This is a genomic window from Streptomyces sp. NPDC006435, from assembly GCF_040612315.1.
Lineage (GTDB): Bacteria > Actinomycetota > Actinomycetes > Streptomycetales > Streptomycetaceae > Streptomyces.
On sequence record NZ_JBEXPY010000010.1, the window covers coordinates 76,446 to 99,162 of the forward strand.

Annotated in this window: 20 protein-coding genes; 10 read left to right on the forward strand and 10 right to left on the reverse strand. The window is 72.7% G+C overall.

The genetic code is table 11. From position 1 onward, the window contains the following. Positions 1-4: 4 nt before the first annotated feature. From ABZZ04_RS13450 to ABZZ04_RS13480, 7 genes are all read right to left on the reverse strand, one after another. On the reverse strand, positions 5-442 hold the full coding sequence (locus ABZZ04_RS13450; RefSeq protein WP_356932338.1) for a hypothetical protein: 438 nt from the start codon (positions 440-442) through the stop codon (positions 5-7). Positions 443-669: 227 nt separating this feature from the next. Continuing rightward, positions 670-1,257 (reverse strand): hypothetical protein, encoded by a 588-nt coding sequence (locus ABZZ04_RS13455; protein ID WP_356932339.1) that lies wholly within the window; start codon positions 1,255-1,257, stop codon positions 670-672. Positions 1,258-1,437: 180 nt separating this feature from the next. Next, on the reverse strand, positions 1,438-2,196 hold the full coding sequence (locus ABZZ04_RS13460) for a succinate dehydrogenase iron-sulfur subunit (protein ID WP_356932340.1): 759 nt from the start codon (positions 2,194-2,196) through the stop codon (positions 1,438-1,440). Beyond that, a complete protein-coding gene (sdhA, locus tag ABZZ04_RS13465) occupies positions 2,196-3,950 on the reverse strand; it encodes a succinate dehydrogenase flavoprotein subunit (protein ID WP_356932341.1) in 1,755 nt (584 codons plus the stop codon). Before sdhA ends, ABZZ04_RS13460 begins: the two co-directional genes overlap by 1 nt. A 29-nt stretch (positions 3,951-3,979) precedes the next feature. Further along, positions 3,980-4,456 carry a succinate dehydrogenase hydrophobic membrane anchor subunit gene (locus ABZZ04_RS13470; protein WP_356932342.1) on the reverse strand — a complete coding sequence of 159 codons (477 nt, stop codon included), beginning with the start codon at positions 4,454-4,456 and terminating at the stop codon, positions 3,980-3,982. Positions 4,457-4,461: 5 nt separating this feature from the next. After that, a complete protein-coding gene (gene sdhC / locus ABZZ04_RS13475) occupies positions 4,462-4,842 on the reverse strand; it encodes a succinate dehydrogenase, cytochrome b556 subunit (RefSeq protein WP_356932343.1) in 381 nt (126 codons plus the stop codon). Between the two features lie 206 nt (positions 4,843-5,048). After that, a complete protein-coding gene (locus tag ABZZ04_RS13480) occupies positions 5,049-5,534 on the reverse strand; it encodes a 2-oxo-4-hydroxy-4-carboxy-5-ureidoimidazoline decarboxylase (protein ID WP_356932344.1) in 486 nt (161 codons plus the stop codon). A gap of 514 nt (positions 5,535-6,048) precedes the next feature. Here ABZZ04_RS13480 and ABZZ04_RS13485 point away from each other — a divergent pair. The 3 genes from ABZZ04_RS13485 to ABZZ04_RS13495 all read left to right on the forward strand — a co-directional run bounded on the left by ABZZ04_RS13485 (position 6,049) and on the right by ABZZ04_RS13495 (position 9,442). After that, a complete protein-coding gene (locus ABZZ04_RS13485) occupies positions 6,049-7,656 on the forward strand; it encodes a glycoside hydrolase family 20 protein (RefSeq protein ID WP_356932345.1) in 1,608 nt (535 codons plus the stop codon). Between the two features lie 216 nt (positions 7,657-7,872). Then, a complete protein-coding gene (locus tag ABZZ04_RS13490) occupies positions 7,873-8,670 on the forward strand; it encodes a DUF4328 domain-containing protein (RefSeq protein WP_356932346.1) in 798 nt (265 codons plus the stop codon). A 190-nt stretch (positions 8,671-8,860) separates the two neighbouring features. Further along, the gene (locus tag ABZZ04_RS13495; protein WP_356932347.1) at positions 8,861-9,442 is read left to right on the forward strand and encodes a hypothetical protein; all 582 of its coding nucleotides are present in this window, start codon (positions 8,861-8,863) and stop codon (positions 9,440-9,442) included. A gap of 185 nt (positions 9,443-9,627) precedes the next feature. On the opposite strand, the gene ABZZ04_RS13500 is transcribed toward ABZZ04_RS13495, so the two are convergent. Next, positions 9,628-12,318 carry an FG-GAP-like repeat-containing protein gene (locus tag ABZZ04_RS13500; protein WP_356932348.1) on the reverse strand — a complete coding sequence of 897 codons (2,691 nt, stop codon included), beginning with the start codon at positions 12,316-12,318 and terminating at the stop codon, positions 9,628-9,630. Positions 12,319-12,627: 309 nt separating this feature from the next. Here ABZZ04_RS13500 and ABZZ04_RS13505 point away from each other — a divergent pair, with 309 nt between their 5' ends. From ABZZ04_RS13505 to ABZZ04_RS13520, 4 genes are all read left to right on the forward strand, one after another. Next, positions 12,628-13,281 (forward strand): RNA polymerase sigma factor, encoded by a 654-nt coding sequence (locus ABZZ04_RS13505; RefSeq protein WP_356932415.1) that lies wholly within the window; start codon positions 12,628-12,630, stop codon positions 13,279-13,281. Next, positions 13,278-14,102, forward strand: coding sequence for a hypothetical protein (locus ABZZ04_RS13510; RefSeq protein WP_356932349.1), 825 nt, complete (start codon positions 13,278-13,280; stop codon positions 14,100-14,102). The genes ABZZ04_RS13505 and ABZZ04_RS13510 overlap by 4 nt, the downstream gene beginning before the upstream one ends. A gap of 346 nt (positions 14,103-14,448) precedes the next feature. Next, complete coding sequence (locus tag ABZZ04_RS13515; RefSeq protein ID WP_356932350.1) at positions 14,449-15,228, forward strand: RNA polymerase sigma factor; 780 nt, start codon at positions 14,449-14,451, stop codon at positions 15,226-15,228. Next, a complete protein-coding gene (locus tag ABZZ04_RS13520; protein ID WP_356932351.1) occupies positions 15,228-16,388 on the forward strand; it encodes a hypothetical protein in 1,161 nt (386 codons plus the stop codon). Before ABZZ04_RS13515 ends, ABZZ04_RS13520 begins: the two co-directional genes overlap by 1 nt. Positions 16,389-16,920: 532 nt before the next feature. Here ABZZ04_RS13520 and ABZZ04_RS13525 read toward each other — a convergent pair. Continuing rightward, positions 16,921-17,874, reverse strand: a complete 954-nt coding sequence (locus ABZZ04_RS13525; RefSeq protein ID WP_356932352.1) for a L,D-transpeptidase family protein — start codon at positions 17,872-17,874, stop codon at positions 16,921-16,923. A 153-nt stretch (positions 17,875-18,027) separates the two neighbouring features. On the opposite strand from ABZZ04_RS13525, the gene ABZZ04_RS13530 reads away from it, so the two are divergent. After that, complete coding sequence (locus ABZZ04_RS13530; protein ID WP_356932353.1) at positions 18,028-19,608, forward strand: methylmalonyl-CoA mutase family protein; 1,581 nt, start codon at positions 18,028-18,030, stop codon at positions 19,606-19,608. 236 nt (positions 19,609-19,844) lie between these two features. Next, positions 19,845-20,510, forward strand: coding sequence for a leucine efflux protein LeuE (gene leuE / locus ABZZ04_RS13535; protein WP_356932354.1), 666 nt, complete (start codon positions 19,845-19,847; stop codon positions 20,508-20,510). A gap of 9 nt (positions 20,511-20,519) precedes the next feature. Here the strand turns inward: leuE and ABZZ04_RS13540 are convergent, their stop codons facing one another. Beyond that, entirely contained in the window at positions 20,520-21,983 is a 1,464-nt protein-coding gene (locus ABZZ04_RS13540; RefSeq protein WP_356932416.1) for an FAD-dependent monooxygenase, read from the reverse strand. Positions 21,984-22,045: 62 nt separating this feature from the next. Here ABZZ04_RS13540 and ABZZ04_RS13545 point away from each other — a divergent pair, with 62 nt between their 5' ends. Further along, positions 22,046-22,690 carry a TetR/AcrR family transcriptional regulator C-terminal domain-containing protein gene (locus tag ABZZ04_RS13545; RefSeq protein WP_356932355.1) on the forward strand — a complete coding sequence of 215 codons (645 nt, stop codon included), beginning with the start codon at positions 22,046-22,048 and terminating at the stop codon, positions 22,688-22,690. Positions 22,691-22,717: the final 27 nt, after the last annotated feature.

Below are 22,717 nucleotides of genomic sequence, written 5' to 3' on the forward strand. Positions count from 1 at the left end.
GGTCTCAGTGTCCGGGCGGTACGGGGGCGGCCCACGGGCCGGCTCCCGGCGGCATCGGCCGGCCCTGCGGCATCGCCGGAGGGATCTTCCCGCTCTCCATCAGCCGGCGGCGGCGGATCGTGCTGAGCACGAGGACGTTGCCGAGGTGCATCACGCCGAGGACGAGCAGGACGACGCCCAGCTTCACCGACAGCGCCTCGAACAGCCCGCGGGCGTCGGCGACCTCGTCGGTCCTTCTCAGGAAGAGCGCGATGAAGCCCAGGTCGACCAGGTAGAAGCCGACCACCAGCAGGTGGTTGACGGCATCGGCGAGCTTCTCCTTGCCCTGCAGCACCTCTTCGAGGAACACCTTGCCGTTGCGGCTGAGCGTGCGCGCGACCCAGACGGTGAGCGCCACGCCGAACAGCAGGTAGATGACGTACGCGACGACGGTGAGGTCCATGCCCCCGCCTCCCTTGAACGCGTTCAAAAGCCTGTGTCATGGACTGTAGACCTGCTTTTGAACATGTTCAAGCGGGTGCCCCGGCGACCGGTCCCGGCGGCGGGAGGCGCACGGCGGGACGGGTCGCGGTCACGGACGGCGGACACGGGTCCGCGGACGGGAGCGGTGGCGGCGGGCGGTGGTGCGGGGGCATGGGGTGCGGGGTGCCCGAAGGGGGCGGTGTGTCCTCAGACGCTCATGGCGCGGGCCGTGTTGAGCTGGGCCATCACCATGGGGAAGGTGTCCGGGGAGACCGCCGGGATCATCGTCGAATGGTGCCGGCCGCCACTGGTGACCGTGACCTGGACGAAGCCGACCGTCCGCTTCTCCTTCATCAGGAGGAACAGCAGGCCGATCAGGCAGAACAGCGCGAAGACGATCGCGAGCACGATCGCCACCGTCGGGATCTTCTCCTCGGTGCGCGACAGGTCCGTGGCCGTCCACACCGCGCCCTTGAGCGGCATCGGCCCGGCCGGCGTCATGATCTGGTCGTTCATGACGGCGATGTCGCCGAACGTCAGCACCGGCATGCCGGCGCCGGGCTGCATCCCCGGCTGCGGGAAACCGGCACCGGGCATGGCCGGCTGGGCGGCGGCCCCCTGCGGATAGCCGTAGGCGGGGCCGGGCCGGGGCGCGGACCCGGGCGGCGGCTGCGGATGGCCGTACGCCGGGCCGCCGCCTCCCTGGCCGTCCGGGGCGGTGGGCGGATTGTTCTGCTGCCGGGGGTCGGGACCCCACTTGTACGATTCGTCCGCGTACGGATTCGGATCGCTCAACGTTCCCCGCTCTCGGTCGGTCCTGCGCGTCCCGGGGCCCTGCCGCGCCGGGGCGGTGAACCGGTGCCCGGTTCCGCACGACCGTACCGTCAAGTCCCGGGCCGCGCAGCAAGGGGCCCCGGCTCCCGCAGGAACTCTGCGGGAGCCGGGGCCCCTGGTGCGGCCGGTGACCGGTGGAGCTCAGAAGCGGCGCGTGATCAGCGCCCGCTTGACCTCCTGGATCGCCTTGGTGACCTCGATGCCACGCGGGCAGGCGTCCGTGCAGTTGAACGTGGTGCGGCAACGCCACACGCCGTCACGGTCGTTGAGGATCTCCAGGCGCTGCTCGCCGCCCTCGTCGCGCGAGTCGAAGATGAAGCGGTGCGCGTTGACGATCGCCGCCGGGCCGAAGTACTGGCCGTCGTTCCAGAACACCGGGCACGAGGACGTGCACGCGGCGCACAGGATGCACTTGGTGGTGTCGTCGAAGCGCTCGCGGTCCTCGGGGGACTGCAGGCGCTCGCGGGTCGGCTCGTTCCCCTTGGTGATGAGGAAGGGCATGACGTCGCGGTACGCCTGGAAGAACGGCTCCATGTCGACCACGAGGTCCTTGAGGACCGTGAGGCCCTTGATGGCCTCGATCGTGATCGGCTTGTCCGGGTTGATGTCCTTGATCAGCGTCTTGCAGGCGAGCCTGTTCTTGCCGTTGATCCGCATCGCGTCGGAGCCGCAGATCCCGTGGGCGCAGGAACGGCGGAACGTCAGCGTGCCGTCCATGTCCCACTTGATCTTGTGAAGGGCGTCGAGGACACGCTCCTTCGGGTCGATCGAGACCTGGAAGTCCTCCCACTGGGCCTCGTCGGAGACCTCGGGGTTGAAGCGGCGGATCCGGAAGGTCGCCGTGATGTACGGCGAGGCGGCGGACTGCGCCTCGACCTTGTCCAGAGTCGGGGTTGCCATCAGTACTTACGCTCCATCGGCTGGTAGCGGGTCTGGACGACGGGCTTGTAGTCGAGCCGGATGGACTCGGTGCCGTCGGCCGCGACCTCGCGGTACGCCATGGTGTGGCGCATGAAGTTGACGTCGTCGCGGTTCGGGTAGTCCTCGCGGTAGTGACCGCCGCGGGACTCCTTGCGGGCCAGTGCGGAGGTCGCCATGACCTCGGCCAGGTCGAGCAGGTTGCCCAGCTCGATGGCCTCCAGGAGGTCCGTGTTGAACCGCTTGCCCTTGTCCTGGATCGACACGTCCTGGTAGCGCCTGCGCAGCTCCGCGATCTTGTCGACCGCGGTCTTGATGGTCTGCTCGGTGCGGAACACCATCACGTTGGCGTCCATGCACTCCTGGAGCTCCTGGCGGAGCGCGGCGACGCGCTCGGTGCCCGTGGAGTTCCGCAGCCGCTCGACCTGGTCGACGACCAGCTGCGCCGGGTTCTCGGGAAGCTCGACGAAGTCGCTCTTCGCGGAGTACTCGGCGGCGGCGATGCCCGCGCGACGCCCGAAGACGTTGATGTCGAGCAGCGAGTTGGTGCCCAGGCGGTTGGCGCCGTGCACCGAGACGCAGGCGACCTCGCCGGCGGCGTACAGGCCGGGCACGACGGTGGTGTTGTCGGCCAGCACCTCGCCCTCGACGTTGGTCGGGATGCCGCCCATGGCGTAGTGCGCGGTCGGCTGGATCGGGATCGGGTCCGTGTAGGGCTCGATGCCGAGGTACGTGCGCGCGAACTCGGTGATGTCCGGGAGCTTGGCGTCCAGCTGCTCCGGCGGCAGGTGCGTGAGGTCGAGGTAGACGTGGTCGCCCTCGGGACCGCAGCCGCGGCCCTCGCGGATCTCCGTGTAGATGGAGCGGGACACGACGTCACGGGACGCGAGGTCCTTCATGACGGGCGCGTACTTCTCCATGAAGCGCTCGCCGTCCTTGTTGCGGAGGATGCCGCCCTCACCGCGGGCGCCCTCCGTCAGCAGGATGCCCATGCGCCAGATGCCCGTCGGGTGGAACTGGAAGAACTCCATGTCCTCCAGCGGCAGACCGCGGCGGTAGCAGGCGGCCTGGCCGTCACCGGTCAGGGTGTGCGCGTTCGACGTCACCTTGAAGAACTTGCCGGTGCCGCCCGAGGCGTAGATGACCGACTTCGCCTGGAAGACGTGGATCTCGCCGGTGGCCAGCTCGTAGGCGACGACGCCGGCGGACTTCTTGACGCCGTCCTCCTCGACGACCAGCTGGTCCAGGACGTAGAACTCGTTGAAGAACTCCACGCCCTCCTTGACGCAGTTCTGGTACAGCGTCTGGAGGATCATGTGGCCGGTGCGGTCGCCCGAGTAGCAGGCGCGGCGGACCGGGGCCTCGCCGTGGTTGCGGGAGTGACCGCCGAACCGGCGCTGGTCGATCCGGCCCTCGGGCGTGCGGCCGAACGGCAGGCCCATCTTCTCCAGGTCGAGAACGGCGTCGATGGCCTCCTTCGCCAGGATCTCGGCGGCGTCCTGGTCGACCAGGTAGTCACCGCCCTTGATCGTGTCGAAGGTGTGCCACTCCCAGTTGTCCTCCTCCACGTTGGCCAGCGCGGCGGCCATGCCGCCCTGCGCGGCGCCCGTGTGGGAGCGGGTGGGGTAGAGCTTGGTGAGCACGGCGGTGCGGCTGCGCTTCGTGGACTCGATGGCCGCGCGCATACCGGCGCCACCGGCGCCGACGATGACGGTGTCGTACTTGTGGATCTGCATGATTTCCTCTGGTCCCTCTGGCCCGGCGCCTAGCGGATGTTCGGGTCGAAGGTGAAGATCACCAGCGTGCCCAGCAGGACGGTGAACACCGTGGCGGTGTACAGGAGCATCTTCAGCCAGAAGCGGGTGTTCTCACGCTCGGCGTAGTCGTTGATGACCGTACGGAGGCCGTTGGCGCCGTGGAGCATGGCCAGCCACAGCATCGCCAGGTCCCAGACCTGCCAGAACGGCGAGGCCCAGCGGCCCGCGACGAAGGCGAAGCCGATCTTGGAGACGCCGCCGTCCAGCACCAGCTGGATCAGCAGGTGGCCGAGGACCAGGACGACCAGGACGATGCCCGACAGGCGCATGAAGAGCCAGGCGTACATCTCGAAGTTGGTGCGCGAACCCTTGGGGGTCTTGCCGGTGCGCTTGCGCGGCGGCTCGATGACCGGGGCCGGGTTGTCGACGTCGTACAGGCTCACGCCCTCGACGGAGCCGATCGCGGCGGAGGACTCGGTGGACATTGGCCTCAGCTCCCGAGAAGTTCACGTACGGCGTGGCCGAGGACGGGGTACAGGGCCCCGACCATCAGCACGACCCAGATGCCCACGACGGACCAGAGCATCTGCTTCTGGTAGCGCGGACCCTTGGCCCAGAAGTCCACGGCGATGATGCGCAGACCGTTCAGCGCGTGGAAGAGAATGGCGGCCACCAGGCCGTATTCGAGGAGCGCGACGATCGGCGTCTTGTACGTGGCCACGACGTCGTCGTACGCCTCGGGGGAGACGCGGACGAGAGCGGTGTCCAGGACGTGTACGAACAGGAAGAAGAAAATGAGGACACCGGTGACTCGATGAGCCACCCAGGACCACATGCCTTCCCGGCCGCGGTACAGCGTTCCAGCCGGCACGGAAGAACCCTCCGGGAGCGGGGATTGGGGTCGGCCGGCTTGACTGTCGGTCTGACCCGGCCGGGTACGGTCCACCGGCCCCGGCCATCGTAGCGACGGATTGTCGGTTCGTTCGCGCGGGGGCCCACGGTGTGATCAAAGTGGCAATCAAACGGGCACGGACGGCCTAGAACACCCTGTTGACCTCTCCGGCCGAGCCCATTCCGTTATGAAGCCGATACCAGGTCGATGATGCGGCCCCGGGCGAGCCGCCGCATCTCGTCGGCCGTGACCACCCGCTCGTGGTCGGGTTCGTGGCCCAGCCTGGTCCGGATCGCGGCGAGTACCTGATCGGGCTGCTCGGCCGGTTCCATGCCGTCCAGGCAGATCACGAAGACGTGGCCGAAGCGGCTCTCGTACGCGGCGTGCGCGGCCCGCAGCGCGAGATGGGCGGAGGGCGGGGCGGCGTGGTGCAGGCCGGGGGAGACCTCGGCGGTGAGCGCCTCGGAGAGGTCGGCGGGCGCCAGGTCGTACCCCGCCTCGTCGGCCGCGGCCAGCAGGGCGTCGAGATCGGGGTAGGGGCGGTGGAGCATCAGCCGGTGCGCCCAGCGGCGGCTGCCGCAGCACGCCAGCAGGGCGGCCTCGGCGTCGGCGGGCGGTACGGCGTTGAAGCGGTCGAGACCCGGGTGACGGGCCGGACCCCGGGCGGGCACGGGCCCCTGGACGGGCAGGGCCGTCCGGGTGACCGGTTGCCACAACCGCTCCGGGAGGCCGGCGTGGGACTCGCTGGACCTGGACAGCGTGGGCTCCTCGGATCAACGGCATCTGTGACCCTGAGTGGGAAGGGACGGATGAGGCCGGACAGATGCAGGGTGAAGGGAGAGACGAATGTGCCTCAAAGCTACCGAGGCGGGGCAACAGACGTCCGACGGATGCGCGAATTTCACCCGGACGAGAGGGTTTCGGAACGGCTGAGGGTCCGCGATCCGGTCTGATGGGCCGTGTCCCCGAGGAGAACGTCCGGCACCGGCCTCCTCGTTCCCGACCGCTCCCGCCCGTTGTCCGATCCGCTCCCTTTTCTCCCCGCCCGGCTTCCCGTCCCGCCTTCCGGCGCGTTCCCGACCCTGCTCCTGTCCCTGCTCCTGTCCCTGCTCCTGTCCCTGCTCCTGTCCCTGCTCCCGTCCCGTTTCCCGCCCTGTTTCCCGCGAACAACGGAGGTTCCTGACCATGTCGCCCTCACGCGGAGCCCTCGCGGCCGGCGCGGTCCTCACCGCGGCGGCCGCCGTGACGGTCGCCGTCGTCGTCTGGCCGGAGGGCTCCGACAGCGGGCTCGCGGGGCAGACCTCGGCGTCCCGCGCCCCCGTGCCCTCCTCCGCCGTCCCCTCGCCGACCCGGAGCTACCCGCTCTCCAAGGCCCCCCGCACCATCCCCGCCGTGCGGGAACACCGGGCGGCCCGCGGCCCCGGCTGGCGCCCCGGCCCGGACGGCGGGGTCGTCGTCGCCGACGGCAGCGGGGTGCTCGCGGACGAGGGGCGGCTGCTGGCCCAGGAGCTGAAGGTCCGCTACCGGGGCGACGTCCCCGCCCGCGCGGGCGACGTGGAACTGGCGATCGTCCCCGGCGGCGGCACCCCCGAGTCGTACACCCTCGACGTCCGCGACGGACGGGTGCGGATCAGCGGACCCGACCAGGCCGGTGTCTTCTACGGGACCCGCACGCTGAAGCAGTCGGTGCGCGCCGACGGGGCGATGCCGGAGGGCGAGGTGCGCGACCGCCCCGACCGGCCGCAGCGCGGCCTCAACCTCGACATCGCGCGCAAGCACTACACCGCCGCCTGGATCGAGGACCGGCTGCGCGAGATGGCCGACCTCAAGCTCAACCAGCTGGGCCTGCACTTCTCCGACGACCAGGCCTTCCGCATCGAGTCCGACACCCACCCGGAGGTGGTGTCGCCGCAGCACCTCACCAAGGCGGAGGTGCGGCGGATCCTCGGGCTGGCGGGCCGGCTGCACATCGGGGTCGTCCCCGAGATCGACTCCCCGGGCCACCTCGGCGCGGTGCTGCGGGCCCACCCCGGCCTCCAGCTGCGCAGCGCCTCGGGCCGGCTCTCGCCCGGCTCGCTGGACATCTCCGACCCGGGGGCGGCGAAGCTCGTCGACGAACTCCTCGTCGAGTACACCGAGTTGTTCGGCGGTGCGTACTGGCACCTCGGCGCCGACGAGTACCTGGCGCTGATGGCCCGTGACCCGGCCGCCTCCTACCCGCAGCTCCAGAGCGCCGCCGAGCGGAAGTACGGGGCGGGGGCCGGGATCGAGGACCTCGCCACCGGCTGGCTCAACGACCGCGCGGCCGTGGTGCGCCGGCTCGGCAAGCAGCCCAAGGCGTGGAACGACGGCTTCTTCCGCGACGGGACCGTCCCCGCCGACAAGAACATCGAGGTCGAGTACTGGACGGGCAAGGAGTACGGCGCCCGGCAGCCGGAGGAGTACCTGCGCGAGGGGCGGCGGGTGGTGAACCTCAACGACGAGTTCCTCTATTACGTGCTCGGCCAGCCCAACAACTTCGTCTACCCGACGGGCGAGCGGATCTACGAGCAGTGGACCCCGCTCGTCCTGCGCGGCACGAAGCCGGTCCCGGCGCGCTGGTCGGGCCGGATCCTCGGCGGCCGGTTCGCCGTCTGGGGCGACTTCCCGCAGGCGCAGACCCCGGACCAGGTGGCGCGCGGCATCCGGATGCCGCTGCGGGCGACCGCCCAGAAGCTGTGGGTGCCGGGCAAGCCCGCACTGACCTGGGACGAGTTCCGGGCACTGGCCGCACGGATCGACGGGACGGGCTGAGCCGGACGGGGCGGGCCGCGGGTCCGGGAGACGGGTCGGGCGGGCCGCGGGGTCGGGCGGGCGGGCCCGGGACGGCCCGGACCGGGCGGGGCGAATCGTGGTGGACAGTGCGGTGGGCGGGGGTTACGTTCGCTTGCCGCGTGCGCCCAGGGGAGAGGCGGGCGCGGCTCCGTCCGTTTCCGAATGCCGTTTCCGAATCCTGGGGGGTTCCTTTCCGTGCTGTGTTCCACCTGCCGTCTCAGACCGCCGGTCACCGACGACGGACGCTGCTCGAACTGCGCCGGCCCGGCCGGGGCGGCGGCCCCGGTGCCGCCCGCCCCGGCCTTCGTCGCTCCGCAGCAGTACCTGCGTTCACCGGACGGGCTCGCGAAGGCCCTCGTCGTGCTGCTGTCGCTCGTCGCGGTGACGGACCTGCTCGCCGTCGCGGCGGGGCTGAACCTCCACGGTCTGATCACGGACGGCCTGGCGAACGACTTCGAGACGTACGACGAGTCGGCGGCGACCATGGCGGACAACCTGTACGGGTCCGCTGGCGTGCTCCAGGGCGTCATGATGCTGGCCACCGGAATCGTCTTCATCGTCTGGTTCCGGCGGGTGCGGCTGAACGCCGAGGTGTTCGACCCGAGCATGCAGCCGATGGCGCCGGGCTGGGCGGTCGGCTCATGGTTCGTCCCGGTGGCCAACCTGGTGCTGCCGCGCCGGATCGCGGGCGGCATCTGGACCGCGAGCGCCCAGACCAACACCGACGGCAGCTGGCGCACGGTCCCGGCCACCCTGATGAACCTGTGGTGGGGCGGGTGGGTCTGCACCCTGCTCTTCTCCTGGACCACGACCCGGCTGTCCCGGAGGGCCGAGGAGGTCGAGGAGATCATCGACGCGACGGAGCTGACGATGGCGTCCGACGCGTTCGACGTCGTGGCCGCGGTGCTCGCCATCCTCTTCGTGCGCAGGCTCACCCGCATGCAGGGGGAGCGGGCGGCCCTCGGCACGTATCCGCTCGGCACCCGGGCCTGACGCACCGGGCCCGCCCGACGGCGTGATCCGGCCGTTCCGCCGTGCCCCCGGTCACCCCGTCGAACGTTCCAGAGGGTGGGATTCGGCCTCCTCGGGTGACGATTTTGAGCCATCCGGCGCTGAAGGCGATAACAGGAAGCGCCGCGTCCGGGTGTGTGCACGCACCCGGACGGGCCGACAGGAGACGCCGATGAGCCTGCTGGAACTGATCGCCGCCGCCGACGGGCGGAGCCTCGCCGTGAGTGCGGTCGCCTGCCTCGACCGCTGTCTGCCGCAGCCCGCGGACGGGTCCGACCAGGATCCGCTGCGTTCGTTGCGGGCGGTCCGCGCGGACGGCCGGGAATGGGACGCCCGACTGGGGGCCGCCCGTGCGGCGATGGAGGAACAGGAACCCGCGGACGACGTGGCCGAACAGGTCCGGAAGGCGCTCGCCGCCGCGCCCGGCGACTTCTCCGTCGCCCCGCTCCGGGAGTGGGCCGATGCCTGCTCGCTGCTCGCGCTGGAGGTCCACCGGCGGTTCGACACCCCGGGCGGCGACCCCGGAGCGGACGGCGCGGACCCGCTGCGGCGCTGCCGCGCGGGCGACCCGGACGGGAACGGTCCGCTGGTCACCGGCGAACTGCGCCGCCAGATCCAGATCCTGGAGATCCTCACGGAGGCCGCGGGCACGGCGGGCGACGGCGCCGCCCTGCGCCGCGCGGTGGACCTGTCGACCGAGGGCCGCCGGGTGCTGCGCGCGGTGATGTCGCGTCAGGCCCGCGGCCGGGGCTGACGGCCCGCCGGATCCAGGCGCGTCCGGGTGCCTTCGGACCCGGGGGTTTTCGGGTCCGGGGGTTTACGGCGCGGTGGTGCCCGTACGGAGGAACTCGTACGGGAGGAGCCCCCTCGGGTCAGGTCCGAGGGGGCTCCGGTCCGTGCGCCCCGCCCCTGCGGGCGGGGGTTCTTCCGGGTACGTCCTTACGGGGCCAGGGTCAGCCCGATCCGGATGCCGGTCGGTGAACCGAGCGCCGTCACGCCGTAGTAGAGGGCGGTGTCCGCCTTGATGCCCGAGGTGCTGGTGTTGTCGATCTGCAGGACCGTGCCGTTGTTTGCGTCCTCGCCGTCCGCGCCGATCGCGATGTCCGCCCGGCCGTAGCCGGAGAGGTCGGTCAGGGAGACGGACGAGCCGAGCCGGTCGCCCGTCTCGGTGGAGCCCGGCACGCCCGCGGTGTCCTGGCTGTATCCGACGGCCCCGGTGCCGGTGGGCCCGGTGGCGGAGCCGCGGATCAGGAAGACCTGGCCGGCGTTGCCCCGGCTCGCGCCGTCGCGGGTGAGGTCCTCGCCCGGTGCACCGGTGAGGATGTCGCCGTAACCGTCGAGGTCGACGTCGCCGACGGAGACGGACGCCCCCATGTCGTCGCCGGTCTCGCCGCCGCCCGGCACGCCGGTGGTGTCCTGGTGGATCGTCCTGCGGCCGGTGGAGGTAAGACCGGTGGCCGAGCCGAACACTGCCGTTACCGCACCGCCCTTGGCGGTGTGCCCGGACTCGGTGGCGGACGGCTGGCCGACCACCAGGTCGGTGGCGCCGTCGCCGTTGACGTCACCGGCGGCCAGCGAGCGTCCGCCGCGGGCGTCGAGGATGCCGACCCGCTGGAGCCCGGAGGCGGACCCCTTCAGCCACAGCAGGCGTCCGACGCCGCTCGGGTCCCGGTAGTTGATGGCGGCGTCCGCGTACCCGTCCTTGTTGAAGTCGCCGGTGACCGCGGCCGCGTAACCCACGGCGGCGGTGTACGCGGAGGTGTTCAGGTAACCGGACTTGGCCGCACCGGATTTGCCGTCCCAGGCCCACCAGCGGCCGGGCTTGCCGGGCGCGACGGAGAGGACGTCGGCCCTGCCGTCGGCGTTGAAGTCGCCGGAGGCGACGGTCGTGCCGAGCTTCTCGCCGCCGGTCCGGGCCGAGGAGGTGACCGAGTAGCTGCGGCCGGTGGTGAGGCCGGGACCGTACATCAGGACGACCGTGCCGTTGTCGGCCTGGGTGAGGTCCTCGCCGGGGCCGCCGACGACCAGGTCGGCGTACCCGTCGCCGTTCACGTCGCCCCAGGCGTTGGACGAGCCGAACAGGTCGCCCGCCTCGGAGCCGCCGGGCACCCCCGGGCTGTTCTGGTCCAGCGTCCGCTTGGCCGTCGTGCCCGGACCGCTCCTGGTCCCGGGCAGCACGGTGACGCGGCCGTCGCCGCCCGCCTTCGGGAGGCCGACGACCAGGTCGGTGACGCCGTCGCGGTTGAAGTCGGAGGTCGGTACCGCGGCGTTGCGGGTGCCGTTGGTCGCGTACGTGCGGATCGAGCCGAGCCTGCTGTACAGGTTCGCGCCGGGGCACTTCGTGGCGAACCCGTCGCGGTGCCCGGCGATGGTGTTGAACGTGACGTCACCGGCGGGCCGGGTGCTGCCGTCCGCGTCGGTGACGAGCCGGGTCAGCGTCACCTTGGCGGTGGGGCTCACCCCGTACTGCCCGAGCTTCCAGGCGGCGACCCGGGCGGCGGACTGCAGGGCGGCCGGGGTCGGCCGGCCGGTCTCGAAGTCGCCGAGCAGCGAGATGCCGGTCGAGTACGAGTTGAAGCCGTAGGTGTGGGCACCCTTGACCGGGAGGTCGGCGCCGCCGCCCCGGCCCTCGAAGATCTGGCCGCACTTGTCGACCAGGAAGTTGTAGCCGAGGTCGTTCCAGCCCTCGGTCTTCACGTGGTAGGTCAGGATCGAGCGGACCATGGCGGCGGAGTCCGCGCAGCTGTAGCTGTTCGCGTCGGCCGTGTGGTGGATGTAGACCGCCTGCACCTTGTCGATGTACTCCGGCGGGTCCTCGACCAGCGACTCGTCGGCACCCCACTGGGCGCGCCCGATGATCGGCGGCCGGTTGACGGTCGACGGCGGTGCGGTGGGCACGGTCGTCGACGGCTCGGGCGTGGGCGAGGCGGTGGCGCTCTGTGACGCGGGGTCCGTGGCGGTGGCGGGGTCCGTCGGGGTCGCGGGGTCCGTGGCCGTCGCGGGGTCGGTCGGGGAGACGGACTGCGTGGGCGTGCCGGCCGGCGCGTCGGTCGTGCCCGACGCCGACGGGCTCGCGGTCTCCTCCGCGACGTACGCGGCGTTGTCCAGGGAACCGGGGGAGGGGGCGGCACCCGCGGGGCTGCGGGACTCGGCCCGGCTGACGCCCGGGTCCACCATGTGGAGCCGGAGGCCCTTGGGCAGTGCCCGGCCCGAGCCCACCTTCACCTGCACGGCGTCCGAGGCGCCGACCCACAACGGCTCGGTCGCCCGGCGGGCACCGGCCCGCTCGGCCCCGTCCGGCCCGTCGGCGGACATCTCCAGCTCCCGCCAGGGCGACCACTTCCCGGTCCCGGCGTCCCGGGTGCGCACCCGGGCGGCGCCGGTCACGTCCGTCGCCCCGTCCCAGCCGATGCCCACCAGCGAGAACGGCTCGGTCTCCGTCGTCGGCAGCTTCCGCTCGGTGGCGGTGCCCCCGTCCAGTGCGAGCGACCGCAGCTTCGCCGGGCGCTGCTTCGGCCCCGACGGACCGGCCGGCCCGTCGGACGGGCCGGCGACGGCGACCGTCACCACTCCCGCCCCGCCGAGCACCACGGCACCGACGGTCAGCCAGGCGCGGCGCTTCAGGCTCATCGGTCTGTACGCATGCGAACTGCGCGAGCTCAAATGCCCCACCCCTCAAGAGAGTTCAAGTGCTCAGAAGTCCATGGGCCGCAGCTGTCGCGCAGACGGCCCGGGGTACCCAGCGCAGCGGGGAACCCAAACGTCACGCCGATTCGCGGGGGAGTGACATACCTCACTCCCGCCGGGGTGCCCCGGGGGATCTGTGACATTTCTGTGAGATCGGGCGCAGAAGGGGTGCAGGGAAAGATCGGCACCACCGCCTCGGCGGAGCACGGGCACGACAGCCGGTGCCGGACCGGGCCGTCGGCTGGGGATGTGTTGGGAACGGGCGAGGAGCAGCGCCGCAGGCAGGTGGACGACGTCGAGCTCGGCGACGCGGTCGAACGTGCCCGGCAGGGTGACGAGGACGCCTTCGCCGTCGTGTACCGGATGGTGCAGCCGGGCCTCCTCGGCTACGTGCGCGGGCTGGTCGGTGACGACGCCGAGGACGTGGCCTCCGAAGCCTGGCTGGAGATAGCCCGTGACCTGGGGCGCTTCCGCGGCGACGGGGCCGGGTTCCGGGGCTGGACGGCGGTGATCGCCCGGCACCGCGCGCTCGACCACCTGAGAAGGCTGAAGCGGCGGCCCCGCGTCACCCTGCTCGAACAGGACGTGCTCCAACTGCCCGGCGGCCACGACACGGCCGGCGCGGCGCTGGAGACGCTCTCCACCCGGGAGGCGCTGGAGACCATCGGCACGCTGCCGCAGGAACAGGCCGAGGCCGTGCTGCTCCGGGTGGTCGTCGGCCTGGACGGTGCCGCGACGGCGCGCGTGCTCGGCAAGCGTCCGGGGGCCGTCCGCACCTCCGCGTACCGGGGGCTCAGAAGGCTGGCCGAGCAACTGTCCCAGGGCGGCAGGACGGGGGACGGGGCGGGCGGCAGGACCGGCGACGGAACGAAGAAGGCGCGCCGCGTGCGGGGTGACGGAGCATGAGGGACGAATCGCAGCGGCGGCCGGGCATGCCGGACGGGCCGGACCCGGACGGGCCGGGCATGGACGGCGAGCGGCGTGCCGTGGCCGCCTTCCTGGCCGCCCGGGACGGGGGCGCGCACGCGCCGGTGCCCTGGTGGCGGCGGCGCCGACGCGACGACTGGCGCCCTGCGCAGCGGCGCCGCGGCACACGCCCGGTCCGGGGGATGCTCGGCGGGGTCCTGGTCGCGGCGCTGCTCGGCGGGGTCGCGGTGGCGGCCGGTTCGGGGGCGCTCCCGACCCCGTTCGGCGGCGACGGCCCCGACGGTCCGGGGCCCGTACGCCCGACGCCCACCGCCCCCGCGACCCCCGGCGGCCACCGCACCGGCGAGGTTCCGCCGCCGGCGGACGACGACGGCACGGGCCGGAGCACCGGACCGGACGCGGGACCCACGAAGGTCCCCGACGGGTCCCGGTCCTCCGACCGGGCCCGGAACGTCGCCGCCCTGTGCCGGGCATACCTCGACGGCCGGGGCAACGGCAGGGCCATGGACGCCACCGCCTTCGAACGGCTGGAGGCAGCTGCGGGCGGCGAGTCGGAGGAGGCGGTGACGGCCTACTGCGACGCGCTCCCCGAACGCCCGTCACCGGGGGAGACGAACAGGGGCCGGGACGGCCGGGACCAACGGGACGCGAAGGAGCGGTCGGCCGCCCCCGAGGAGAACCGGGACGCACCGGAGCCGTCGGGAACGAACGGCCCGGGGAGCAACGGCGGCACTCCCGGCACTCCCGGCGTCCCCGGAGTCCCCGGAGTCCCCGGTACGACCGGTGCCGGATCAGGCTGAACCGCAGGTCACCGGGACGGGGCGCGTCGAGAGGGGCGCGGCGGGCGCGGGAGTTCCCGGACCGGCATCGCGACAGCGGGGGCGGGGGGAAAAAGAGGACGACCGGGGCCGCCACCCCCCACAGGAGAGGCCCCGGTCGTCTTCCGACAGGGCCGTAGGACGACCCCGTACTCCTCTCAGCGCCATCGCCTCGTTTTCTGTCACACCGCATCGTGGCCGAGAAATGTTGCGGGTTCTACAAGTCATGGACGCGGGCCCCGCGAAGGACGTAGCGTGCTGTGTCGCGCAGGGTGGCGCGAGCAGTGATGACCAGCTGCGATTCGCGACGGCAGGGCAGGTTGAGGGAGTGCTGGGGGACGACGCGGAGTTGACTGCCGCGGTGGTCGCGGCACAGGACGGGGACGAGGACGCCTTCCGTACTGTGTACCGCGCCGTGCAGCCGCGGCTGCTGGGCTACATACGGACACTGGTGGGAGAGCCGGACGCCGAGGACGTGGCCTCCGAGTCCTGGTTGCAGATAGCGCGCGACCTCGACCGGTTCAGCGGCGACGCGGACCGCTTCCGGGGGTGGGCGGCGCGCATAGCGCGCAACCGCGCGCTGGACCATCTGCGGATGCGCGGCAGGCGCCCGGCCGTCGGCGGCGACGAGTCGGAACTGTCCGAGCGGCCCGCCGAGTCCGACACCGCCGACGAGGCGATGGAGGCACTGGCCACCGGCCGTACGATGTCGCTCATCGCCCAGCTGCCGCAGGACCAGGCCGAGGCGGTGGTGCTGCGGGTGGTCGTGGGCCTGGACGCGAAGAGCGCCGCGCAGACGTTGGGCAAGCGCCCGGGAGCGGTGCGCACCGCGGCGCACCGGGGTCTGAAACGGCTGGCCGAACTGCTGCGCACGGACGGTGCGGGCGGCTCCGGCACCGGCCCCCGCGCGGCGGACGGCGGGGGCGACGGCACCGCCGCGGACCGCGCCGCCGGGGAGGACCCGGCCGACCCGACCGCCACCCGTCGGGGTGCGGCGGGCCATACGGCGGAACTCGATGCCGTACCCACCCAACGCCCCGCCCGCAACGGTCTGGCGGCGCCGGCGGGTGTGACGCATTCGCGTCCCTGGACGCAGAAGGACATGTGATGGCCGACGAGCAGTACGAATGGCTTGACAAGGAAGCCGCGGAGAGGTTGCTCCGCGGCGAACCGGTCGATCCCGTCGGCGGTCACGCGTGTACGGAGGCGGAGCGTCTGGTGGCCGCGCTGGACGCCGCCGCCCGGTCCGCCCGCCCGGCCACCGGTGAACTGCCCGGCGAGGCCGCGGCGCTGGCCGCCTTCCGCACCGCCAGGCGCTCCGCACACGATTCCGCGCCCGCCCGGAAACAGGCGAACGCGCAGGTGGGCGGCGCGGAGAACGCCACCGGGCGGACCGGGACCGAGATCCTGCCCACGGTGCACATCCGGGCCGCGTCCGGTGGGTCCGGCCCGCGCACGTCCGTCACGTCGGGGGGACCGGGCCGCAACCGCCTCTCGCGTTGGAGCCGTCCCGTCCGCTTCGGCCTGGTCGCCTCCTTCGCGGGCTGCGCACTCGGCGGGGTGGCCGTGGCGGCGGGTACGGGAATGCTTCCCGGACCGTTCGGCGGTCACGCCCCCGTGCCCGCGACCTCGGTCTCGGCCGCGGCGACCCCCGAGGAGCTCGGCTCACGCCCCACCGAGGGCGAGACCCCGCGGACCCCGCCGTCCGCCCCGGAACGGGACGTGTCCGAGCCGACGCCGGACCGTTCCGCCCCGTCGTCCGGCCGACCGGCCGACGCCGGGTCGAACCGGGCCGAGGGGAGCGACAAGCCCGAGCCCGGCGGTTCCGCGAGCGGCTCGACGAGGAACCCCGGCAGGGGCGGGCTGCCCGACCACTCCGGCGGGGGCTCGTCCGGTGAGTGGTACGCCAAGGCGCTCAAGGCCTGCCGCGACTACCGCAACGGCAACCTGGACGACGACCGCAGGCGGAAGCTGGAGCTCCTGGCCAAGGGGGCCCGCAACCTGGACCGGTTCTGCGACCGGGTGATCGAGGGGTCGGACAAGGACGGGAACGGCGCCCCGGGCAGCGACGGCGGCAACGGCGACGGCGACCAGGACGGCGACGACGGACGGGGCGACGGAGACAGCGACGGGGACGGGGACGGGGACGGGTCGACCGGCGGCGGCGCCCCGGCCGACGGCGGTTCCGGCGAATCCCCCGCACCCACACCCACGCCGACGCCCTCCGTGGCCCTGTTCACCACCGGCGCGCCGGGCTCCTCGCACTGACCGGGCCGTGGATCGAGCGGTGGACCGGGCCGCGGACCGAGCCGTGGATCGAGCCGTGGATCGAGCGGTGGACCGAGCCGCGGACCGGGCCTCTGGCCGGACCGCCGACCGGGTGCTTGACCGGGCCGCGTGCCGGGCGGCCGAATCCGACTGGCCGAATCAGGCCGACCGAATCGGGCGGACGGCTGCACCGGCTGTGTCGTGCCGATCCGGGACGACCTGCCCCGACCGTGCCGAAAGCCGGTCGAACCGCAGGCCGGACCGGGTCGGCCGCCCCGTGCGCGACGGGATCTCCCCGGCCCCGCAGCACCGGGTGTGACACTTTTCGAGGCTGTGACGCAGTACAGATTGAGCCGACTGGTCATCGGCAGCGCACAGAGCCGGGGTTCCCCCCGTACCTACGGCTCAGCGCACATGGCGCGGGCGGGACACGTTCCCCCGGTCCCGTCCGCGCCCCTTCTCCTTTGGCTCGCGGGGCTCGCTTCCCGCCCGGCCCGCCCAGTGCGCCGGGGCCGGCCGGCCCGCCCGTGGCCTATCCGTAGACGACGACCTTGTCGCCGGTCTTCACCTGGTCGAAGAGCGAGGCGATCTTTCCCTCGTCCCGGACGTTGACGCAGCCGTGCGAGGCGCCGTTGTAACCGCGGGCCGCGAAGTCCGCCGAGTAGTGCACCGCCTGGCCGCCGCTGAAGAACATCGCGTACGGCATGGGCGTGTCGTAGATCGTCGACACGTGGTGGCGCGATTTCCAGTAGACCGAGAAGGTGCCCTCGCGGGTGGGCGTGTACTGGGAGCCGAAGCGGACGTCCATCGACGAGAGCACACGGCCGTCGATCATCCACGACAGAGTCCGGCTGTTCTTGCTGATGCACAGGACCCGGCCGGTCAGGCAGCGCTTGTCCGGCTTGGCGACCGGCCTGGTGGTCGGCGGGTTCAGCTCGCCGGCCGTCGGCCGGTGCGTCATGCCGAGCAGCTTCTGCCAGGTGAGGGTGTCCGTCCTGCCGGTGCGGGAGAGGCCGCGCTTGCCCTGGAACGACTGGACGGCGGCGACCGTGACGGTGCCGTAGTAGCCGGTCGGGCTGCGGTCGAAGTGGCCGATCTGCCGCAGCCGCGCCTGGAGTTCCCGTACCTGTCCGCCCTGGGAACCGCTCGACATCAGCGTCTTTCCCTGCGGGTCCGGCTTCGGCGTGGGCGACGTCGTGGCCGTCGGGGACGGTGACGACGGCGTGGCCGACGGGGAAGGCGGGGCCGGAGCGGTGGGAGAGGGCGGCGGGGTGGACCTGCCGTCGTCGCTCGCGGTGGCCCGGGGCGACGAGGGCCGGGCCGCCGACGCGCTGCCGGTGGCCTCCGCCCGGCAGCCCGCCGCCGTGGTCACGGCGAGCACGGCGAGTGCCGCGGTCGCCCCCGCCCGGCCCCGCGGACCGAACCGCCGAGCCCTGTTCGGTATCCCTGTCCGTGCCGTGCTTCCGGTGGTGCTGCGGTGTCTCATCTCGGCCCCCTGGATGTCCGGTAACTCATGAGACGGATTCCCGCTCTGCCCGGTTGCCAAAGCCCGCGCATGATGGGGGAACGGTGCCAAAACCGTGGTCACCGGTCACCGGTAAGCGGCCGCGGCGAGCGGCCCCGGCGGGAGGCACGGAGGATGACGCACGAATCGGAGTCGGGACTGCCCGTCGAGCCGGTGTACGGGCCGGAGGCGCTGGAGGGATGGGACGCCGGTGAGCGGCTGGGGGTGCCCGGGGGCTATCCGTTCACGCGCGGGGTGTACGGGTCGATGTACACGGGGCGGCCGTGGACGATGCGGCAGTACGCGGGGTTCGGGACGGCGGCGGAGTCCAACGCCCGCTACCGGCAGCTGATCGCGAACGGGACGACGGGGCTGTCGGTGGCGTTCGACCTGCCCACGCAGATGGGGTACGACTCCGACGCCCCGGTCGCGTCGGGGGAGGTGGGCCGGGTGGGGGTGGCGATCGACTCCATCGACGACATGCGGGTCCTGTTCGACTCCATCGCGCTGGACCGGGTGTCCACGTCGATGACGATCAACGCCCCGGCCGCGGTGCTGTTGCTGCTGTACCAGCTGGTGGGCGAGGAGCAGGGGGTGGCGGCGCGGGAGCTGACGGGGACGGTGCAGAACGACGTGCTCAAGGAGTACGTCGCGCGCGGCACGTACATCTTCCCGCCGGGGCCGTCGCTGCGGCTGACGGCGGACGTCTTCGGGTACTGCCGTCAGGAGCTGCCGCGGTGGAACACGATCTCGGTCTCCGGGTACCACATGGCCGAGGCCGGGGCCACGCCGGTGCAGGAGGTCGCCTTCACCCTGGCCGACGCCATCGAGTACGTGCGCACGGCCCTGGCGGCGGGCATGGACGTGGACGACTTCGCGCCCCGGCTGTCGTTCTTCTTCGTCGCCCGCACCACGGTCCTGGAGGAGGTCGCGAAGTTCCGGGCGGCCCGCCGGATCTGGGCGAGGGTGATGCGGGAGGAGTTCGGGGCGAGGAACCCCAAGTCGCTGATGCTGCGCTTCCACACGCAGACCGCCGGGGTCCAGCTCACCGCGCAGCAGCCCGAGGTCAACCTGGCCCGGGTCACCGTCCAGGCCCTGGCCGCGGTCCTGGGCGGCACCCAGTCCCTGCACACCAACTCCTACGACGAGGCCATCGCCCTGCCCACCGACCGGTCCGCCCGCCTGGCCCTGCGCACCCAGCAGGTCCTGGCCCACGAGACGGACGTGACCGCGACCGTCGACCCGTTCGCCGGGTCGTACGCCGTGGAGCGGATGACCGACGACATCGAGACGGCCGTGCTGGAACTGATGGGGCGGGTCGAGGCGATGGGCGGGGCGGTGCGCGCGATCGAGCAGGGCTTCCAGAAGAGCGAGATCGAGCGCTCCGCCTACCGGATCGCGCTGGAGACCGAGGAGGGCCGGCGGGTCGTGGTCGGCGTCAACCGCTTCCGCCTCGACGAGGAGGAGCCCTACGAACCCCTGCGCGTCGACCCCGCCGTCGAGGCCGAACAGGCCGCCCGCCTGGCGAGGCTGCGCGCCGAGCGCGACGGGGACGCCGTGGCGGCCGCACTGGACCGGCTGCGCGGGGCCGCCCGGGGCACCGACAACGTCCTGTACCCGATGAAGGACGCGCTCGGGGCCCGGGCCACGGTGGGCGAGGTCTGCGACGCCCTGCGCGAGGTGTGGGGGAGGTACGAGCCGTCGGACGCGTTCTGAGCCGGCGGGTACCCGCGCGGGTGATCCCTCGCCGAATGCCCGCGGCCGTGGATGAGCCCGTGAACAGTGGTCCCCGAAAGGAGGATGCCGTGGCCGTGATACAGCACGATGAAGCTCTCCGTGGACCGTCTTCTCGACGGCGACGAGGACTGACCCCGGGCCGCTTCCGCCCGGGGTTTCCCGAACTCCGGAACCCCCTGGACAGGGAGTCGTACTCGCGTGCGACACTCCGGTTCATGCTGGGTGTCACCGATCTTCCGACCTATCTCGCCGGCCTGGTGCTGATCGTCCTTCTGCCGGGACCGAACTCGCTGTACGTGCTGTCCGTCGCCGCCCGGCGCGGGGTGCGGACCGGGTACGTGGCGGCGGCCGGGGTGTGGACCGGGGACACCGTGCTGATGACGCTGTCCGCGCTCGGGGTCTCCTCGCTGCTGCGGACGAACCCGGTGCTGTTCACCGTCGTCAAGTTCGCCGGTGCGGGCTATCTGACCTGGATGGCCGTCGGCATGCTGCGGGCCGCGGTCGCCATGTGGCGCGAGCGGCACCGGAAGGCGGCCGAGCCGGCCGGGGAGAGCGACGGGGCCCCGGCACCGGCGACGATGGAGCGGCCGTACCGACGGGCGCTGGTGGTCAGCCTCTTCAATCCGAAGGCGATCCTGTTCCTGGTGTCGTTCTTCGTCCAGTTCGTGGACCCCGACTACGCCTATCCCGCGCTGTCCTTCCTGGTGCTGGGCACCCTGCTGCAGATCGCCAGCGCCCTCTACCTGTCGATGCTGATCTTCGGCGGCACCCGGCTGGCCGCCGCGTTCCGCCGTCGCAAGCGGCTGTCGGCGGGGGCCACGTCGGCGGCCGGGCTGCTGTTCCTCGGGTTCGCCACGAAGCTCTCGTTCAGCAGCGTATGACGCCCCGGCTCAGGAGGCCGTGACCGTGACCGGGGCGATCCCGAACCGGGCCAGGTACCGCACCAGTTCCGAGGGGTCCTCGCCCGCCCAGCCGATGTAGCCGTCGGGGCGGACCAGGAACAGACCCTCCCCGTAAGCCTCGTGGGCGCCGGTGCGGTGCGTCCGGAGCGGGCTGCCGTCGGGCAGGGGGAGCACGGGGAGCCCGGTGCCCGCGCCGACCGCCAGCAGGGTGAAGTGCGGTCCGCGGAAGACGTCGAAGAGGCGGCGGCCCCCGCCCGTCGGGCCGTCCGGGGCGCGGTCGCCGGAGTGCAGGACACCGGCCCGGCCCACCGACAGCGGGCCGGTGCGGTAGCCGAGGCCGAGCTGCTGGACCTCCGCGCCGCGCTCCTGCTCGCCCCGGTGGATGCGGGTGGACAGGCCGAGCACGTCGGCGGCGACCGGGCGGCGCTCCTGTTCGTAACTGTCCAGCAGGGCGTCCGGCGCCCCGTGCCGCAGGACCTGGCCGAGCTTCCAGCCCAGGTTGTACGCGTCCTGCACGCCGGTGTTCAGCCCCTGGCCGCCCGCGGGGGAGTGCACGTGCGCGGCGTCGCCCGCCAGGAGGACCCGGCCCGCGCGGAACCGGTCGGCCAGCGCGGCGCGCGGCCGGAAGTCGGAGGCCCAGAGGACCTCGGTGACGTCCCGCGCCGCCAGGTGGGTACGGGTGGCGACCAGGGCGCGCACCCCTTCCGGCGACGTGTCGGGCTCGCCCTCCTCGAACCGGGCGGCCAGCTGGAAGTCCGCCGTGCCGGGCAGCGGGCAGAGCGTGAGGAAGCCCTGTTTGCCGGTGGTCATGTGCCAGTTGAGCCGGTCCAGCGCGTCCTCGGCCACCCGCACGTCGGCGACCACCATCGGCGCCGGATCCACGTCCTCGCCGGTCATCGCGATGCCCAGCGCGCGCCGCACCGTGCTGCGCCCGCCGTCCGCCGCGACCAGGAAGGCGGCCCGGACCGGGCCCGTGGTCAGGTGGGCGGTGACGCCGTCCGCGTCCTGGTCGAGGCCGGTCAGCGCGGTGGAGAAGGCGACGTCGCCGCCCAGCTCGCGCAGCCGGGCCAGCAGGATCTCCTGGGTGCGCCACTGCGGCATCAGCCACGGCTCCCCGTACGGCTCGGTCCCGGTCGGGGCCGCGCGGCGGAACATGTCGTGCTCCCGCAGCCGCTCCCCGTCCTTCCAGACCATCCCCACCGGGGCCGGGCCGCCGTGCTCGCGGACCGCGTCGCCGACGCCGAGGTCGTCCAGGACCTCCCGGGTGCGCGGCTGGATGCCCTTGCCGCGCGAGCCGGGGAAGAGGCCCGGCGCCCGCTCGGCGACCAGGACGCGCACACCGCGCCGGACCAGGTCGCAGGCGAGGGCCAGCCCGCAGGGACCGGCGCCGACGACCACGACCTCGGGCCCGGACGCCGCTGCCGTCCCCGGGGATGCCGTCGCGCCGACCATTTCCTTAACGCTGTTAAGTTCCATGGTCGGGAGTGTGGGCTTAACGCTGTTAAATTGTCAAGGTGGGTACGACGAAGATCGACCGGGCCCGGGTGGCCGACACCGGGCTGCGGCTGCTGAACGAGGTGGGCCTCGACGGCCTCACCCTGCGCGCCATCGCCAGGGAGCTGGACGTCAAGGCGCCCGCCCTCTACTGGCACTTCAAGGACAAACAGGAGCTGCTCGACGAGATGGCCACCGTGATGTACCGCCGGATGCTCGCCGAGGGGCTGCCGGGCCCGGCCCCGGAGCGCTGGCAGGACCAACTCGTCGCGTACAACAGTGCGTTGCGCGCCGCCCTGCTGCGCTACCGCGACGGGGCCAAGGTCTACAGCGGCGCCAGGTTCACCGGCACCGACCACGCCGACAGCCTGGAGGCCCACCTGCGGACCATGGTCGACGCCGGGTTCGAGCTGTGGCAGGCGGTGCGGGCGGGCACCACGGCCTACTCGTACACGATGGGTTTCGTCACCGAGGAGCAGGGCGTCCTGCCGATGCCGGACGAACGGCGGGACGGCTTCGACATCGGCGAACGGGCCGACCGCATGGCCGCGTACCCGCTCGCCGCGGCGGCCGGTGCCGAGATCTTCGCGAACTACGACGAACGCTTCGACGACGGGCTGCGGCTGATCGTCGCGGGCATCGAGGCGCGGTACGGGGTGTCCTGACGCCCGCGCGGTGCCGGTGCCCGCGCA

Bases quoted from the DNA above. Each gene is read 5' to 3' on its own strand.
- ABZZ04_RS13450 (WP_356932338.1), bottom strand. From the start codon at position 442: ATGGACCTCACCGTCGTCGCGTACGTCATCTACCTGCTGTTCGGCGTG.
- ABZZ04_RS13460 (WP_356932340.1), bottom strand. From the start codon at position 2,196: ATGGCAACCCCGACTCTGGACAAGGTCGAGGCGCAGTCCGCCGCCTCG.
- sdhA (WP_356932341.1), bottom strand. From the start codon at position 3,950: ATGCAGATCCACAAGTACGACACCGTCATCGTCGGCGCCGGTGGCGCC.
- ABZZ04_RS13470 (WP_356932342.1), bottom strand. From the start codon at position 4,456: ATGTCCACCGAGTCCTCCGCCGCGATCGGCTCCGTCGAGGGCGTGAGC.
- ABZZ04_RS13485 (WP_356932345.1), top strand. From the start codon at position 6,049: ATGTCGCCCTCACGCGGAGCCCTCGCGGCCGGCGCGGTCCTCACCGCG.
- ABZZ04_RS13495 (WP_356932347.1), top strand. From the start codon at position 8,861: ATGAGCCTGCTGGAACTGATCGCCGCCGCCGACGGGCGGAGCCTCGCC.
- ABZZ04_RS13500 (WP_356932348.1), bottom strand. From the start codon at position 12,318: ATGAGCCTGAAGCGCCGCGCCTGGCTGACCGTCGGTGCCGTGGTGCTC.
- ABZZ04_RS13510 (WP_356932349.1), top strand. From the start codon at position 13,278: ATGAGGGACGAATCGCAGCGGCGGCCGGGCATGCCGGACGGGCCGGAC.
- ABZZ04_RS13520 (WP_356932351.1), top strand. From the start codon at position 15,228: ATGGCCGACGAGCAGTACGAATGGCTTGACAAGGAAGCCGCGGAGAGG.
- ABZZ04_RS13525 (WP_356932352.1), bottom strand. From the start codon at position 17,874: ATGAGACACCGCAGCACCACCGGAAGCACGGCACGGACAGGGATACCG.
- ABZZ04_RS13530 (WP_356932353.1), top strand. From the start codon at position 18,028: ATGACGCACGAATCGGAGTCGGGACTGCCCGTCGAGCCGGTGTACGGG.
- leuE (WP_356932354.1), top strand. From the start codon at position 19,845: ATGCTGGGTGTCACCGATCTTCCGACCTATCTCGCCGGCCTGGTGCTG.
- ABZZ04_RS13540 (WP_356932416.1), bottom strand. From the start codon at position 21,983: ATGGTCGGCGCGACGGCATCCCCGGGGACGGCAGCGGCGTCCGGGCCC.